The organism is Gilliamella sp. M0364, assembly GCF_016100565.1.
GTDB lineage: Bacteria > Pseudomonadota > Gammaproteobacteria > Enterobacterales > Orbaceae > Gilliamella > Gilliamella apis.
Map to the genome: position 1 here is coordinate 21,121 of NZ_JACFSF010000003.1, position 16,676 is coordinate 37,796.

13 protein-coding genes are annotated in these 16,676 nt (G+C 35.8%); 6 read left to right on the top strand and 7 right to left on the bottom strand.

All coding sequences use genetic code 11. The features are described from left to right. Positions 1–17: 17 nt before the first annotated feature. A complete protein-coding gene (aroB, locus tag H3U96_RS05475) occupies positions 18–1,097 on the top strand; it encodes a 3-dehydroquinate synthase (RefSeq protein WP_198195866.1) in 1,080 nt (359 codons plus the stop codon). 259 nt (positions 1,098–1,356) lie between these two features. Next, a complete protein-coding gene (locus H3U96_RS05480; RefSeq protein ID WP_065577826.1) occupies positions 1,357–2,427 on the top strand; it encodes a 3-deoxy-7-phosphoheptulonate synthase in 1,071 nt (356 codons plus the stop codon). A 57-nt stretch (positions 2,428–2,484) separates the two neighbouring features. On the opposite strand, the gene purL is transcribed toward H3U96_RS05480, so the two are convergent. The 4 genes from purL to H3U96_RS05500 form a co-directional block, all read right to left on the bottom strand. Beyond that, a complete protein-coding gene (gene purL / locus H3U96_RS05485) occupies positions 2,485–6,387 on the bottom strand; it encodes a phosphoribosylformylglycinamidine synthase (protein WP_198195868.1) in 3,903 nt (1,300 codons plus the stop codon). Positions 6,388–6,758: 371 nt separating this feature from the next. Next, positions 6,759–8,435, bottom strand: coding sequence for a glutamine--tRNA ligase (glnS, locus tag H3U96_RS05490; RefSeq protein ID WP_198195870.1), 1,677 nt, complete (start codon positions 8,433–8,435; stop codon positions 6,759–6,761). 205 nt (positions 8,436–8,640) lie between these two features. Further along, on the bottom strand, positions 8,641–9,984 hold the full coding sequence (locus tag H3U96_RS05495; RefSeq protein ID WP_086360302.1) for an ATP-binding protein: 1,344 nt from the start codon (positions 9,982–9,984) through the stop codon (positions 8,641–8,643). Beyond that, positions 9,981–10,709: a response regulator transcription factor gene (locus H3U96_RS05500; protein WP_065651306.1), complete on the bottom strand. Its 729-nt coding sequence runs from the start codon at positions 10,707–10,709 to the stop codon at positions 9,981–9,983. Before H3U96_RS05500 ends, H3U96_RS05495 begins: the two co-directional genes overlap by 4 nt. A gap of 161 nt (positions 10,710–10,870) precedes the next feature. Between H3U96_RS05500 and H3U96_RS05505 the strand changes: the two genes are divergently transcribed. The 4 genes from H3U96_RS05505 to H3U96_RS05520 are packed head-to-tail and all read left to right on the top strand — an operon-like array spanning position 10,871 to position 13,199. Next, positions 10,871–11,599 carry an MtnX-like HAD-IB family phosphatase gene (locus tag H3U96_RS05505; protein WP_065577830.1) on the top strand — a complete coding sequence of 243 codons (729 nt, stop codon included), beginning with the start codon at positions 10,871–10,873 and terminating at the stop codon, positions 11,597–11,599. Positions 11,600–11,609: 10 nt separating this feature from the next. Continuing rightward, complete coding sequence (locus tag H3U96_RS05510; protein ID WP_198195872.1) at positions 11,610–12,443, top strand: carboxylesterase; 834 nt, start codon at positions 11,610–11,612, stop codon at positions 12,441–12,443. Continuing rightward, positions 12,443–12,799 carry an EamA family transporter gene (locus tag H3U96_RS05515; RefSeq protein ID WP_034901884.1) on the top strand — a complete coding sequence of 119 codons (357 nt, stop codon included), beginning with the start codon at positions 12,443–12,445 and terminating at the stop codon, positions 12,797–12,799. Before H3U96_RS05510 ends, H3U96_RS05515 begins: the two co-directional genes overlap by 1 nt. 1 nt (position 12,800) lies before the next feature. Continuing rightward, the gene (locus H3U96_RS05520; RefSeq protein WP_065577831.1) at positions 12,801–13,199 is read left to right on the top strand and encodes a multidrug efflux SMR transporter; all 399 of its coding nucleotides are present in this window, start codon (positions 12,801–12,803) and stop codon (positions 13,197–13,199) included. A gap of 62 nt (positions 13,200–13,261) precedes the next feature. Here H3U96_RS05520 and H3U96_RS05525 read toward each other — a convergent pair whose 3' ends face one another. From H3U96_RS05525 to H3U96_RS05535, 3 genes are all read right to left on the bottom strand, one after another. Next, positions 13,262–14,134 carry an arginase family protein gene (locus tag H3U96_RS05525; protein ID WP_065577832.1) on the bottom strand — a complete coding sequence of 291 codons (873 nt, stop codon included), beginning with the start codon at positions 14,132–14,134 and terminating at the stop codon, positions 13,262–13,264. Continuing rightward, positions 14,131–15,180 (bottom strand): GNAT family N-acetyltransferase, encoded by a 1,050-nt coding sequence (locus tag H3U96_RS05530; RefSeq protein WP_086360304.1) that lies wholly within the window; start codon positions 15,178–15,180, stop codon positions 14,131–14,133. The genes H3U96_RS05525 and H3U96_RS05530 overlap by 4 nt, the downstream gene beginning before the upstream one ends. Positions 15,181–15,253: 73 nt before the next feature. Next, positions 15,254–16,663 (bottom strand): aspartate aminotransferase family protein, encoded by a 1,410-nt coding sequence (locus H3U96_RS05535; protein ID WP_086356644.1) that lies wholly within the window; start codon positions 16,661–16,663, stop codon positions 15,254–15,256. Positions 16,664–16,676: the final 13 nt, after the last annotated feature.

The window sequence follows — 16,676 nt, forward strand, 5'->3', positions numbered from 1 at the left end:
CTTGTTTGGAAATAATTATGCAAAAGATCCTAAATGTAGCATTAGAAAATCGCAGTTATCCTATTACTATTGGTGAAAACTTACTTAGTCAATTCGAACATTTCAAACTACACAGCGGCCAGCGAGTACTTATTGCCACGAATGATACGATTGCCCCGCTTTATTTACAGCATTTGATAGATATGCTTGAGGCTCATGGGATAAAAACAGATTTTGTTATAGTCCCTGATGGCGAACAATATAAAACCATGGAAACATGGAATCAAATTCTAACCGCTCTACTTGCCAATAATCATACTCGAAATAGCATCCTTATAGCGCTAGGTGGCGGTGTTATTGGTGATGTTGCTGGTTTTGCTGCTTCTGCTTATCAACGAGGAATTAAATTTATACAAGTACCGACAACGTTATTATCACAAGTTGATTCATCCGTTGGAGGAAAAACAGCCATCAATCATCCTCTTGGTAAAAACATGATTGGTGCATTTTATCAGCCACAAGCTGTCGTTATTGATATTAATTGTCTTAAAACTCTACCACCACGAGAGCTTTCAGCAGGTTTAGCCGAAGTAATTAAATATGGCATCATTATGGATTCTGAGTTTTTTAATTGGTTAGAAACGCATATCGATGATCTAGTTAATTTAGATGTAGATGCCTTAAGTTATTGTATTTATCACTGCTGTAAACTAAAAGCACAAGTCGTTGCCGCCGATGAAACAGAACAAGACATGCGTGCTATTTTGAATCTTGGTCATACTTATGGCCATGCTATTGAAGCGGAACTCGGCTATGGTAATTGGTTACATGGTGAAGCAGTTAGTGTTGGTATGTTAATGGCGGCACAAACAGCTAAATTGCTTGGTAAATTGACTGATAAAGATATTGAACGAATAAAAAATCTATTAATTAAAGCTAAACTACCAGTTAAAAGACCGGAACGAATGACAATTGAATCTTATATTCCACATATGCTACGAGATAAAAAAGTTCTTTCAGGACAAATTAGATTGGTCTTGCCAACTAAAATAGGTGCAGTTGAAATCATTGATGTTGTTGATAAACAATTGATATTAGAAGCAATATCATCTATTTAAATTCTCATTTTTTCACATAACCGGCTATATTCAATATACGGATGCATGCAATTCTCTCACCGCATCCGTACATATTTATTTACATCCACTCAAGTTAAATTATTAATACCTGTAAATATTAGCTTACAAAACATTAATTAATCTAACAATAAGTTAATTTTTGATTTACTATTCCGTAATTTTGTGTTTACATATTGCTTGTTTATGTAATTAATATTTTACATATAAAAATATGAATGATTTTAACAAGGAAAACCAAATGTTAAAAGATACACTAAATAATGTTCGAATCAGAGATGAGCATATGTTAATCACGCCCGAAGAAATAAAAAACCTTTATCCATTATCATCTGAATTAGAAAATCAAATTGCTTCATCCCGACAAACCATTGTTGATATTTTAGAACGTCGAGATCACCGATTACTTATAGTTTGTGGTCCCTGTTCTATTCATGATCCTGATGCAGCTATTGAATATGCACATAAATTAAAAAAACTTTCTGATGAAGTGAAAGATAACTTATTTATTGTTATGCGAGTTTATTTTGAAAAACCAAGAACCACTGTTGGTTGGAAAGGTATGATTAATGACCCGCATATGGATAGCTCATTTGATATTGAACATGGCTTAAAAAAAGCACGTAAGTTGTTACTTGATATCACTAAGATTGGATTACCAATTGCGACAGAAGCGTTGGATCCAAACACTCCGCAATACATTGGTGATTTAATCAGCTGGTCAGCTATTGGAGCGAGAACAACTGAATCACAAACCCACCGAGAAATGGCTTCTGGACTATCAATGCCTGTTGGTTTCAAAAATGGCACAGATGGTAGTTTAGACGTAGCAATTAATGCAATGAAATCAGCTTCAATGGCACATCGATTTGTTGGAATTAACCAAAAAGGACAAGTTACAGTATTACAAACTTTAGGTAATCCACATGGTCATGTGATCCTTAGAGGCGGAAAAGCACCTAATTATGATGCTGAAAATGTCGCTTTATGTGAACAGCAAATGGATAAGGCTAAATTAGTCCCTAACTTAATGATAGATTGTAGTCATGCTAATTCCAATAAAGATTACCGTAATCAACCTATCGTTGCAGACTCGATTATTGAGCAAATTAAGCAAGGCAATAACTCGATTATTGGAGTAATGATAGAGAGTAATTTATTTGAAGGTAATCAATCATCTGAACAACCAAAAGAAAATTTCAAATATGGTGTATCCGTTACTGATGCTTGTATTAACTTTGAAACGACTGAGCAATTATTGCGAAGAATGAATAATGATTTAGCACAGCCGTTAAAGAGTAGAAAAAAGTAAACGGTTAAAGCTAAAATTATGTTTATAAATCGCCGACTATTGTCGGCGATTTTTTTACTAACCAAGTTGCTTACGAGCATTACGGAAAATTCGCATCCACGGACTATCTTCTCCCCAATTATCAGGATGCCACGAATTGGTTACCGTTCTAAATACTCGCTCTGGGTGTGGCATCATAATCGTTGCTCGACCATCACTTGAGGTTACCGCGGTAATACCATTTGGTGAACCATTTGGATTTGCCGGGTACTGCTCTGTCACTTGACCAAAGTGGTTAATATAACGTGCGGCAACCAAACCTAAGTTTTCTAAATCAGTTAAATGCGCTAAATCATAGGTTTCAACTTGACCTTCACCATGTGAAACCGCAATCGGCATATGCGATCCAGCCATATCAGTAAAAAGTAATGAAGGGCTAGACTGAATTTGAACTAGACTAAATCGAGCCTCAAAACGTTCCGATACATTACGAACAAAACGAGGCCATAACTCAGCACCAGGTATCAGTTCTTTTAAATTCGACATCATCTGGCAGCCATTACAAACACCTAACGATAACGTATCATTGCGATGGAAGAATTGCTCAAATTCATGACGGACTTGTTCATTAAATAAAATCGACTTAGCCCAGCCTTCGCCTGCCCCCAATACATCACCATAAGAAAAACCACCACACGCAACTAACGTATTAAATTGATTCAAAGTCACTTGACCTGATAATAAATCCGTCATATGAACATCAATTGACTCAAAACCTGCTCGAGCAAATGCTGCTGCCATTTCAACATGTGAATTGACACCTTGTTCACGTAACACTGCAACTTTAGGCTTCACCCCTTTGACTATGTAAGGTGCAGCAATATCTTGCGCAATATCAAAAGTAAGATGAACATTCAAGCCTGGATCATCATCATTTTGCTTAGCTTGGTGTTCTTGATCTGCACATTGTGGATTATCACGTAAGCGTTGCATTTGCCAAGTGGTTTCTGCCCACCATTTTCTTAATGTCAATCGCGATTCGCTATACACAACGGCGCTATTATTACGAATAATAAATTGCTGTCCTGTTTTAGCTGTTCCTAATGTATGAATCGCCTGAGATAATCCAAACTGCTTAAAGCATGTCATAACTTTTTCTAAATCACTATTACAAATTTGAATAACCGCACCAAGTTCTTCATTAAATAGTGAGGCAATGACATCGCTACCAAGTGAATTAATATCAATATCTATACCACAATGTCCTGCAAATGCCATTTCTGCTAAGGTTACCAATAAACCACCTTCAGAACGGTCGTGGTAAGCAAGTAAGGTATTTTGCACAACTAAACTTTGGATAGCCTGATAAAAAGCGGCTAATTCTTTAGCATCATGAACATCAGCTGTTCTTTGTCCTAGATGACGATAAACTTGTGCTAATGCTGTTGCTCCTAATGCTTGATGACCTTTAGATAAATCAATAAATAGTAATAGATTATCCTCATCTGTACAAAGTTGTGGGGTAACTGTTTTACGCACATCTTCAACTCGAGCAAATGCGGAAATCACCAATGATAACGGTGAAGTTACCGTTTTTTGTTCACCATCTTGTTGCCATGTTGTTTTCATTGACATAGAGTCTTTACCAACCGGAATGGCTAATCCTAAAGCTGGACATAACTCTTCACCAATGGCTTTAACGGCTTGATAAAGACCAGCATCTTCACCTGGATGACCAGCGGCAGCCATCCAGTTAGCTGAAAGCTTAATACGTTTAATGTCGCCAATATTTGTCGCAGCAATATTGGTAATTGCTTCACCAACAGCTAATCTAGCTGATGCAGCAAAATTAAGCAGGGCAACCGGGGCACGCTCCCCCATCGACATTGCTTCACCGTAATAACTGTCTAAACTTGCTGTTGTCACCGCGCAATCGGCAACCGGCACTTGCCACGGTCCAACCATCTGATCACGAGCAACCATACCTGTTACCGAACGATCACCAATGGTAATTAAGAAAGTTTTTTCCGCCACAACTGGCAAATGTAATACTCGTTTCACCGCATCATATAAATTGATATCGGATGTTGAAAAATGATCCCCTTCTGCTTGGCTAGATTTAACATCTCGTAACATTTTAGGGGTTTTGCCCAATAACACATCTAACGGTAAATCTATCGGATTATTGTTGAAATGTTCATCATGTAACACGACCGCTTTATTTATTGTGGCTTCACCAATTACTGCATAAGGTGTACGTTCTCGTTTACAAAGTTCATCAAACAATTCTAAGCTTTCTGGGTGAATAGCCAGTACATAGCGCTCTTGTGATTCATTACACCAAATTTCTAACGGTGACATTCCGGGTTCATCACTTAGTATTTTGCGCAATTCAAATTGACCGCCACAACCACCATCACTAACTAGTTCAGGCATCGCATTGGACAAACCACCAGCACCAACATCATGAATAAATAAAATTGGGTTTTTATCACCAAGTTGCCAACAACGATCGATTACCTCTTGGCAACGACGCTCCATTTCTGGGTTATCACGTTGAACTGAAGCAAAATCAAGATCAGCATCTGATTGTCCTGATGTCATAGATGAGGCAGCACCACCACCTAGACCAATATTCATGGCAGGCCCACCCAAGACAATTAATTTGGAGCCGATAGGAAATTCACCTTTTTGAATATGTTCACGACGAATATTGCCCATACCACCAGCTAACATAATCGGTTTGTGGTAACCTCTGACTTCATCACCATTATAACTGTTTACTTTCTCTTCATAAGTACGAAAATAACCAAGTAAAGCTGGACGACCAAATTCATTATTAAATGCCGCACCACCTAAGGGCCCATCCATCATAATGTCAAACGCACTAACAATTCGATCGGGTTTACCAAAATCTTGTTCCCAAGGTTGTTCAAAATTTGGAATTCGTAAGTTCGAAACAGAAAAACCAACTAATCCTGCTTTTGGTTTAGCTCCTTTTCCTGTCGCTCCTTCATCTCGAATCTCACCGCCACTACCGGTTGCCGCCCCCGGCCAAGGAGATATTGCCGTTGGGTGATTATGGGTTTCCACCTTTATTAAAATATCAGCATATTCCTGATGATAATCATAGCTTCGACTATCATAATCAGCAAAGAATCGTCCAACTTTCGAACCATCCATAACCGCGGCATTATCCTTATAAGCGGATGACACATAATCTGGCGTATGTTCAAAAGTATTTTTGATCATTTTAAACAGTGATTTTGGTTGTTTTACACCATCAATAATCCAATCAGCATTAAATATTTTATGACGACAATGTTCAGAGTTTGCTTGACCAAACATATAAAGCTCAATGTCAGTTGGATTACGGTTTAATTTCTGAAAATTCTCAACTAAATAGTCAATTTCATCTGGTGCTAAAGCCAAACCTAATTTTAGATTAGCTTCCTCTAATGCTTGACGACCTTGTCCTAACAAATCAATAATTGTTACTGGTTTGGGTTGATCAGCCCTAAATAATTGTTCAGCTTGCTCAAAACTGCTTAAAACGGTCTCCATCATTCGGTCATGTATCAAGCCCAGAAAAGCATTTTTTTGACAATCAGTTAACGGAGAACTAGCTTGCACATAATAAGCAATACCTCGTTCTATTCGATGGATTTGTGATAATCCACAATTATGTGCAATATCAGTAGCTTTAGATGACCATGGCGAAATAGTACCTTCGCGTGGAGTAACTAAAAAGAGTATTTTACTGGTTTTATCTTCGACATCTATTTGTGCACTTTTAGGGCCATATTGTAACAACTTATCTAAGGTTAATTGTTGTTGAACAGTTAATTCAGCACTTAAATCAATAAAGTGAATGTATTGGGCTTCAATATTTGTTATAGGGATAGATTGTTCACGACAAGAGGATAAAATTTTATTAATACGAAATGCAGATAGAGCAGAAGAACCAGCTAAAATTTTCATGCTAAGAGTACTCTTTTTAAGCCAAAATAGGAAAAAAATAGAACAACATTATAAAATAAACTGACCAAAGAGGCTATCTTAAAAATCATAATATAATGTAATCAAAGAATTTTGAGGAAAGGGGTTTTTTAACGCTCAATTCGGCTTTTTATGATTATTTAAAACACTACAATTTTTTAAAATAAATCTTTAATGTTTATTATTAAATTAAGAAAATTTTCAATTAGAATTAGTTAGTAATCATTATTATGAGGATTATATTCATACTACAAAAGTAAGCCAAATTAACCTTCTGACGATGATATCAATAAAAATATAAAGTAGAGTAGATTAAATCAATACGCCAACCACAGTTGGCGTATTGATTATGATTAAGCTTCGTTCCAGCTATCTCTTAAACCTACCGTACGATTAAACACGAGATTATCTTCAGTCGCATATTTACTATCTAGACAGAAATAACCTTCACGCTCAAATTGATAGGCTTGTTCGGCTTTCGCCTTTTGCAAACTAGGTTCAACAAATCCTTGTTTAATAATTAAAGAGTTTAGATTAATGGTTGATAAAAAGTCTTCAGCACTACCTGGATTTGGAGTATTAAATAGCCGGTCATAAAGACGAATTTCAGCTGGCTTAGCAAATTTAGCTGACACCCAGTGAATAACTCCTTTAACTTTACGTCCATCTTCAGGATTTTTATTTAATGTGGCAGGATCATAACTACAATAAATAGTTTGAATATTACCGTCCGCATCTTTTTCAACACGCTCTGCTCGTATCACATAAGCATTACGCAAGCGAACTTCTTTACCTAATACAAGGCGCTTATAATTTTTATTAGCTTCTTCCCTAAAATCAGCTCGATCTATATAAATTTCACGCGTGAATGTCACTTCTCGATGACCTAATTCTGGGCGATTAGGGTGATTTGGCATGCTAAGTACTTCATCTAGTGTTTCCGAAAAGTTTTCAATGACAACTTTAACAGGATCCAGTACCGCCATTGCTCGTGGCGCATTTTCATTGAGATCTTCACGAATACAGAACTCAAGTGTACTCATTTCAACGGTATTTTCTTGTTTAGTTACCCCGATTCGACGACAAAATTCACGAATTGATGCCGGTGTATAACCACGGCGACGCAGACCCGATACAGTATGCATCCGAGGATCATTCCACCCGTCAACAATTTGTTCAGAAACTAACTGGGTTAATTTTCGTTTAGAAGTAATCGCATATTCAAGATTTAATCTTGAAAACTCATACTGATGCGGTCTTGCTTCAATAGTAATATTATCTAAAACCCAATCGTACAAACGACGATTATCTTGAAACTCAAGTGTACAAAGTGAATGGGTTATATTTTCAATAGCATCCGAGATACAATGTGTAAAATCATACATTGGATAAATACACCATTTATTGCCTGTTTGGTGGTGCTCAGCAAATTTTATACGATATAACACGGGATCACGCATAACAATAAATGGTGATGCCATATCGATTTTTGCTCTTAAACAAGCTTTACCTTCTGCAAATTTACCTTCTTTCATTTGGATGAATAATGCTAGGTTTTCTTCAATGCTTCGATCACGATAAGGGCTATTTTTACCTGCTTGTGTTAATGTTCCACGATATTCGCGGATTTCATCAGCAGACAACTCATCAACATAAGCAAGACCTTTATTAATCAGTTCTATTGCATATTCATATAAACGGTCAAAATAGTCAGATGAGTAACAAATTTCACCATCCCACTGGAATCCTAACCAACGAACATCTTCTTTTATAGATTCAACGTATTCGATATCTTCTTTGGCAGGATTGGTATCATCAAAGCGTAAATTACATTTACCCTGATAATCTTGCGCAATTCCGAAATTTAAACAGATAGATTTTGCATGACCAATATGTAGATAGCCATTAGGTTCAGGTGGAAAACGGGTATGGGTTGTTTTATATTTTCCAGCCGCAAGATCTGCATCAATAATTTGACGAATAAAGTTAGTTGGACGAGTTTCGTTCTCTGTCGGTAATACACCGCTCATAAAAAAACCTCTAATTATATATGTTTACTCATGACCAATTTAGAAATGAGATTTTTCTCTTTTATCATTTGACCAAAGAATATAACAAATTTTTTGTTTTTTCGAAACGTTAAAACAAGAGTTTTAAGTTATCTAAAAAATATTGTTATTTAAATCTATATCTTTCTTAATAGTTTTTGATTAAATTTTATTAAATCTGGCTTGATTATTCATCACCTGATTTTATCGAAACCACAAATCTAGCGCCCCCTAATGGACTCGTCACCACAAAGGCTTTACCGTCGTGGAATTCAGCCATTAATTTTACATAAGCAAGCCCTAACCCATATCCGCCAGTTGAACGTGTGCGGCTAGTATCAAGTCGAGCAAAAGGCATAAAAATTTTTTCACGAGCATCAAAAGGAATACCAGTCCCATCATCATCAATCTCTAAAATCACTCGATGATCCTGTTTCGTGAGATTCAACACAGCTTTATGTGCAGCATATTTAAACGCATTGAGTAGTAAATTTTTGACAATAGTTTCAGCCAAATTAGTATCAATTTTGGCTTCTACATCTTGACTATTACAAACTAGCTCAAACCCTTCTGGTTTAAATAGTGCTAATGATTGACAAACTTTTTCGCCCCATTCTTTTAACGATACATTAGTAAGATTTAATTCGATGTTACTCTGCTGCATTTTGAAATAATTCAAGCTGGCATTAATTAGCGTTTCAAGTTCGTCAATATCATCGCTCATCCCTTTTTGCAGTAATGCTTTTTCATGCTCATCGGTAGACTCTTCAAGCATACTTAACTCAAATCGCATCCGTGCAAGTGGCGTGCGAAGTTCATGAGCCATTGCATGCGAAATCGTTTGATTGGTACTAACTAAATGTTCAATGTGAGTCCCCATATTATTTAGTACATTAGCTAACGGTTTAAATAACCAACCTTTCACATTTTCAGTACGCGCTTTTAAATTTCCTTGCCCCAATTGCTCTGCGGTTTGACGAATATTAACCAGATCTTTCCAAACAGCACTGAAAGCAAAATAGATTAAAATAAAAAAGATAATGGCACTAAACAAAGCCCAAATAATAAGAAATACACTTAACGACATGGTATTCGATTCTAATATATCGCGCATTAAAATCGGACCTAATTGCAATAGATGTCCATCTTTTAAATCAATATAGACAACCTCATCATCACCATCATAAGCAAAACCAAGTTTTTCTAGCTCTTTTTTAACCGAATAAGATAAGATAGTATTTGCTGGTAGTATTTTTATTGGATAACCAAATGAAGGCTGCAATTCATTCACTACATCTTGCAATGGACGTTGCTTATTTTCATCAATGTGTTTACGAATTAAGTTGACAGTTCCGCGTTGAGATTCACGAAAAACAATATGATCATCGGGCATATCAGTTAATGATGAAGGTAATGAGTCAAATACCAATAATGCACCATAAGCAATAATACATTGTAATGAAAGCAAAATAACGAGATAAAAGACGATGCGGCGATTGAAGAATAGCGGTTTAGCTAATAATTGTTTCAATGGTTTTCCCCTTCACGCATAAATAAATAGCCTTTTCCACGCACGGTTTTAATCCGTGATGAGTTGTCAGGATCATCTAGTAATTTGCGTCGTAATCGAGAAATACGCGCATCAATAGAACGATCGCTACCATCAAAATCAATACCTCTTACTTGAGAAAATATATCGTCTCGCGATAAAATCTTACCGGCGTTATTTGCTAATAACCAAAGTAAATCAAATTCTGCCGTAGTCAAATCGATATCTTGCCCATCTAATAACACTCTTCGATTTTCACCATCAATAACCAAATTATCAAAGACCAGACTATTATTGTTAAACGAAGTTATTAGTTCCTTATAGCTTTCTTTATCGATTTCGATCTGTTTTCGTCGCAACAATGCACGAATACGAGCAAGTAATAACCGCGGTTCTATAGGTTTAGCTAGATAATCATCTGCACCTAACTCTAAACCAACAATTTCATCAATATTGTCTTCACTCGCGGTCATAATCAAAATATAGTTTGTAAACCACGAACGTATATCTCGACATATATCAAATCCAGATTTTTCTGGTAGCATGACATCTAAAATAACTAGATCGGGGTTGATCTGTTGTATTTTTTCTTCGGCACCGGCACCACTATTATGCCAATCAACCATATACCCTTGACGGATTAGATAAACTTGGATTAAATTGGCTAATCTTTCATCATCTTCGATGATTAATATACGTTCACTCATTTTCGGTTCTCTTTACCGTATAATGTGTACTTCAAAATACCTTATTATACAGGTAAATGCAGCCTCGTTACAAAAGATATACAAAGAGCCTACAAAGTTTACGACCTCTATATGAGAGAATTGGCGCCAATATCTATAACTAAGCAATTTTTACGTTAACTATGAATACTTTTTCATCAATTACTAATCATCTTTTTCAGCCATCTTATACTCACCACCAAAACCCTATTATTTTATGTGATTTTGATGGCACAATTAGTGTTAAAGATGTTACTGATACTTTACTTAGTCAATTTGGTCAAGATGGTTGTGATGAACTTGAGGAATTATGGCTTAGCGGCAAAATCGGCTCTCAAGAATGTATGAGTAAACAGATTGCATTAATGGATGCTAGTCTGGATGAACTCAATCAAGCATTAGCAAAAATTGAAATTGATGATAATTTTAAAGCATTTATTAATTACACCGAAAAAAATCATATTCCAGTTCATGTAGTTAGTGACGGCTTAGATTATGCTATCCAATTTGTCTTAAAACGTCATGGTATTGAGCATCTACCTATTTATGCCAATAAGTTAATGCATAATAATCAACGAAGTTGGCGCCTAGAGTTCCCATTTGCCAATAAGGATTGTATTAAACAAAGTGGTAACTGCAAATGCAATCATGTTAAACAACAGCAACATTTCCCTCAGATACTATATGTTGGTGATGGTACTTCTGATTTTTGCGTTTCTCATCATGTAGATCTGGTTTTCGCCAAAGATAAGTTGATTAATTACTGTGAAAAAAACAATATTAAGCACAGTGCTATTGAGAGCTTTGCTGATGTAACCGAAGCATTAAAACAGATGCAACAAACACTAATTCCAGTCATGGCGGTAAAATAAAGGAATAATAATGAGTACAATTGAAGATTTATCTTATTTTTTACCTGGTAATAAAAATGGTGTGCTATTAATTCACGGTTTAACTGGTACACCAAATGAAATGCGTATTTTAGCCAATGGTTTACATAAAGCTGGATTTACTGTGTATGCAATACAGCTAGCTGGTCACTGTGGTACAGAAGCAGATCTATGTAAAACAACTTGGCAAGATTGGTATAAAAGTGTTCAAGATGGTGCGGATTATTTAGCTCAACATGTTGATAATCTGTTTGTCGCCGGTTTATCTATGGGCGCATTATTAGCGTTAAAATTAGCAGCCGATCGTCCCAATCAAGTGAAAGGTGTTGGTGTTTTAGCGCCTACTTTTTCTTATGATGGCTGGAGCATGCCATTTTGGGCTAAAAAATTCTTCTTTTTATTAGTCTATTTCAAAAAACTTGGTATTTTTCAAAAAGTATCTTTTATTGAAAAACCACCTTATGGCCTTAAGGATGAACGGATTCGAGCCGTTGTATCTGAAAGTATGTTAGGTGGTGATGCAGCATCTGCTGGATTGGCAGGTAACCCTTTCCCAGCTTTAGCTGAAATGCAGTTATTGGCTAAACATATGCGTCAGGAGTTACCTAAAGTTACCTCGCCGTGTTTAATTATGCATTCAGGTAATGATGACATTGCCAATATTGAAACAAATGCAAAATTAGTTGAAAAACACGTATCCGGCCCAAAACAGTTAATCGTATTAAATGATAGTTACCATTTAATTACCATTGATAGCCAACGCCGAGAAGTGATTAAAGAATGTGCTTCATTCTTTAATCATATTGTAGAAGGAAATCAAGCATAATGTCATCCTTAGTTATTTTTCTTTGGGTTAGTAATATCTGTTTTGATACTTTAGGACAAGTTGCCTTTAAATATGCGGCAATATCACCGACCAATCGAGATGGTTGGTACTATTGGTTGGATTTGGCTAAAAATCATTGGATTTGGGTAGGAATAGCCTCTTACATTGCCGAATTTTTATTGTGGCTAGCCTTTTTAACCTTAGTGCCACTTTCTCAAGGCGTGTTACTCGCTTCATTCAATATTATTACTATCATGTTAGTCGGTCGAATTCTTTTCAAAGAATTACTCACCCTTTATCGCATTATTGGCATGTTATTAATAACTGCTGGTGTTATTTTTGTGGGGATGTCTTAATATGGCTAAGTTCTATTTGATTGGTTTTACCGTATTACTAATGTTTGACACTATTGCCCAGTGCAGCTTTAAATTGGCGGCTGAGCATGCACAACCTCTTGCGATGAGTGTTGAATGGATTATTAGGGTTTTTTCTGGCCATTGGATCTATGTATCAATTGCAGGTTATATTTTTACTTTCTTCACTTGGATGACTTTATTAAAAAAAGCGCCTGTCGGACCTGCTTTTGCGGCGTCTCATTTCGAGGTCGTCACGGTAATGATCGCATCAGTTTGGTTATTTAATGAACCAATAACATTATTTAAATTAATTGGAACAATATTGATTGTTTCAGGAATTATGTTTCTGGCATTGGCGGAAAGTAAACTAACTAATAAAAACATTCATAATAGTTATTAATCAAATCTAAATCAAAAATCAAGCCTAGCTATATTTCATTGAAGAATAACAGAGTAACAATACTAGGCTTTTAAAGCATTTAATAATGTTAAATTGAGTTGATGTTGTTCTTGTTGCCAACCATTTAGGTTTTCTAATGATATTTCTGGTTGTTTATCTAATGAACTAAGTAATCGTTTAAACCAGCTTTTCGGTTGCCATATTGATAATTCACCAGTGATATCACTACCAATAATTCGTGGTTTAATTGAGGAAATAGTATCTAGTAAGTGATAGGTTTGCAGTTTTCCTTGATCCCAATTAGTATGAATAACCTCTTCACTTAATACGTCTTTATCTATCGATAAATATATTGGCTTAGTATTACGATATTGCTCAGATAAAAACTGGGTAATCAAATCATCAGGCGAATCAAAATGACGAAAAGCATGATTTAAACCAATTCTTTTCGCCCAAGAAACATTGACATCTAAGCTCCAATAAGTCAATTTTTTATGAAATAACGGTGACCATCTATTTTCCCAAAAATGCCATAAGCCAATATCATTAGAGGTTATGCCTAACACATGGACATGACTTACGAATGGTAAACTTGCTACATAGCTCACCCATGAGCCACAGTGAACACCAAATAGATAACGCATATTGTCTGGATGATTATCAAAAATAATCACTTCAATAGGATTATCTGCTGAATATTGCTTAGCAAGTTGCTCAATTAGTAATAACGAAATATGATGATAATCACCGCTCCCCATCAATACTGTGCCATAGTTTTCTGGTAATGATTGTTGTAATTGCATTTTAAATTTTTGGAAATTTTTTTCATTACAACCAAAACGAATTACATCTTGCCACTGCGTGAAATCAATCGTTTTAGCGTCATTAATTTCACCTACGCTTTGATCAAAATTAAGGATAACCGGCAATGTCATGCTACTTTCTCCTTATCGGTTTCAAAATGGCCTATTAATTTACGTAAAATTACTCTTAACAGAGGATTTCGAATATAAACTAGATGTTTGGTTAAAGTAAAACTAGCACCTAACGAAGCTTTAACTTCGGGATCTGTCCAACCGGCGACATAACTACTTAGTTTCTGTTGTAACGCATATTCAAGATTAACAAACCAGCTAACAAAATAGAGATTCAATTCCCGTGCCTGCGGATAAACCATACCAATATACTTATCAATTAGAACATTATTCACCACAAAACAGATGTTATAACCAATTAATTGGCCATCATAGTGATAAGTGAAAATACGCCCATTTGCTGCTTTACTTTGCAGTAATTGGATAAAAAATGGTTTGGTTAATAAATCAAAATGTATTTCACTTTGTTCATATACATTAAGATAAAGCTGATAATATAAATTAAGATTGGCGTCATCAAAAAAACAGTCATCACCAGTTTGTAAAATGTTAATCTCTAATTTTTCACGAGATTTCAGTTTTCTTCTTAAATTCTTACGACGGCTATAGGATAATTTTGCCAAAAAGTCATTTATCGATTCGAAATCGATTGGAACCCACGCTAAAGCTTGTCCTTCAACTTCAATAAAACCGTTATCTTTTAATGACCCAATAACCTGTTTAGAATATTGATTATCCTGCTTACTAAGTAAAGGTGAGTCAGAAGGTAAATCTTTCACAATAGTAAAAGGATATTTCTTTGCATACGCCGTTTTAACATTATCAGCTAATTGCTGCGCATTCACTTTATCAGTTAACAAGCTGTATTCAGAAACTGTCGTTCCGACAAAACATGTTCTTGGTTGTAACCAATGTCGCCATTTCCGATAAAAAGGTAATTTATGAACTTTATGTTTAAAATCATCATCGGCAGTTGTGAGCAAATCAAACTTAGCAGAAAAAGCAGGTACACCATCTTCACTCATCCAGCTCGTAAATTCCTGTGGTGGATGAGAAATAAAATTATTGATTAGTTCATTTGGTTCTAGTTGATTGATATATCGCATAACTTTCTATAAAGGATCGGGTATAACTAGAATCCCGCTAACACATATTAGCGGGATTATTTTGCTTTAAGACTTAAAGTTCTTTTTTAGCTCGAGTAATTAATTGGTCAAGTAATTCAATACCTTGATCGATTTCTTGACGAGTAATATGTAATGAAGGAGCAAAAGTGATAACATTTTTATAATAACCACCAATATCAAGCACCAAGCCCATTTTATTACCTTTCCAATCAAGATCCCCTGACATACCAATATCAACCATTTTATCAACTAATGCTTTGTTAGCTGTAAAACCGTCATCGGTACAAATCTCAGCACGTAGTGCAAGACCTAAGCCATCAACCTCACCAATTTCTTTATGTTTCTTCTCAAGTGTTTTTAATCCTTCAAGGAAGTATGCACCACTTTCCATCACCATTTTTTCGTAATCGGTTTCTGAAGTCATTTTTAATACTTCTAAGCCAACCGCAGTACCTAGTGGATTTGAAGCAAATGTAGAGTGTGTTGAACCAACTGGGAATACTTCAGGATTAATTAGCTCTTCTCGAGCCCATAACCCTCCAAGTGGATTTAAACCATTAGTTAATGCTTTAGCGAACACAACTACATCAGGTTTAACATCAAAGTGTTCGATTGACCATAGTTTACCAGTACGATAAAAGCCCATCTGAATTTCATCAACGACTAATAAAATACCATATTGATCTAAAACTTTTTTCAGACCTTTAAAGTAGTTACGAGGAGGAACAATATAACCACCTGTTGCTTGTAAAGGTTCGGCATAGAAAGCAGCATATTCAGCTTGTCCAACTTTTGGATCCCAAACTCCGTGATATTCTGTTTCGAATAAACGAGCAAATTCAGCGACTAAATGTTCACCATATTCTTCTGAAGTCATTCCTTTAGGGCGACGGAATGGATATGGGAAAGGAACAAACATAGCACGATCACCAAAATGACCATAACGACGACGATAACGATAACTTGAAGTGATTGATGATGCACCAAGAGTACGACCATGGTAGCCACCTTGGAAAGCAAACATTAAAGATTTACCACCAGTAGCATTACGAACTACTTTTAATGAATCTTCAATACATTGTGAACCACCAACATTAAAATGCACACGGCCTTGGTAACCAAATCGTTTTTCCATACCTTGAGCAATAGTTTTTGCTAATTCAATTTTAGTTGGATGAAGATACTGACTTGCACATTGCGGTAAAGTATCGATTTGTTTTTTAAGTACATTATTTAGACGCTCATTGGCATAACCAAAGTTACAAGCTGAGTACCACATTTGTAAATCAAGAAAGGCTTTACCTTCTTTATCATACATGTAGCTACCTTCACAGCCATCAAAAATCTTCGGTGGTTCAACGTAATGCACGGTATCACCAAATGAGCAATATTTTGCTTCATCAGCTAATAATACTGCGTCGTCAGGGCGACTGTTAATCATTTCTTTAGTTGGTTTACTCATAATTTATCTCACT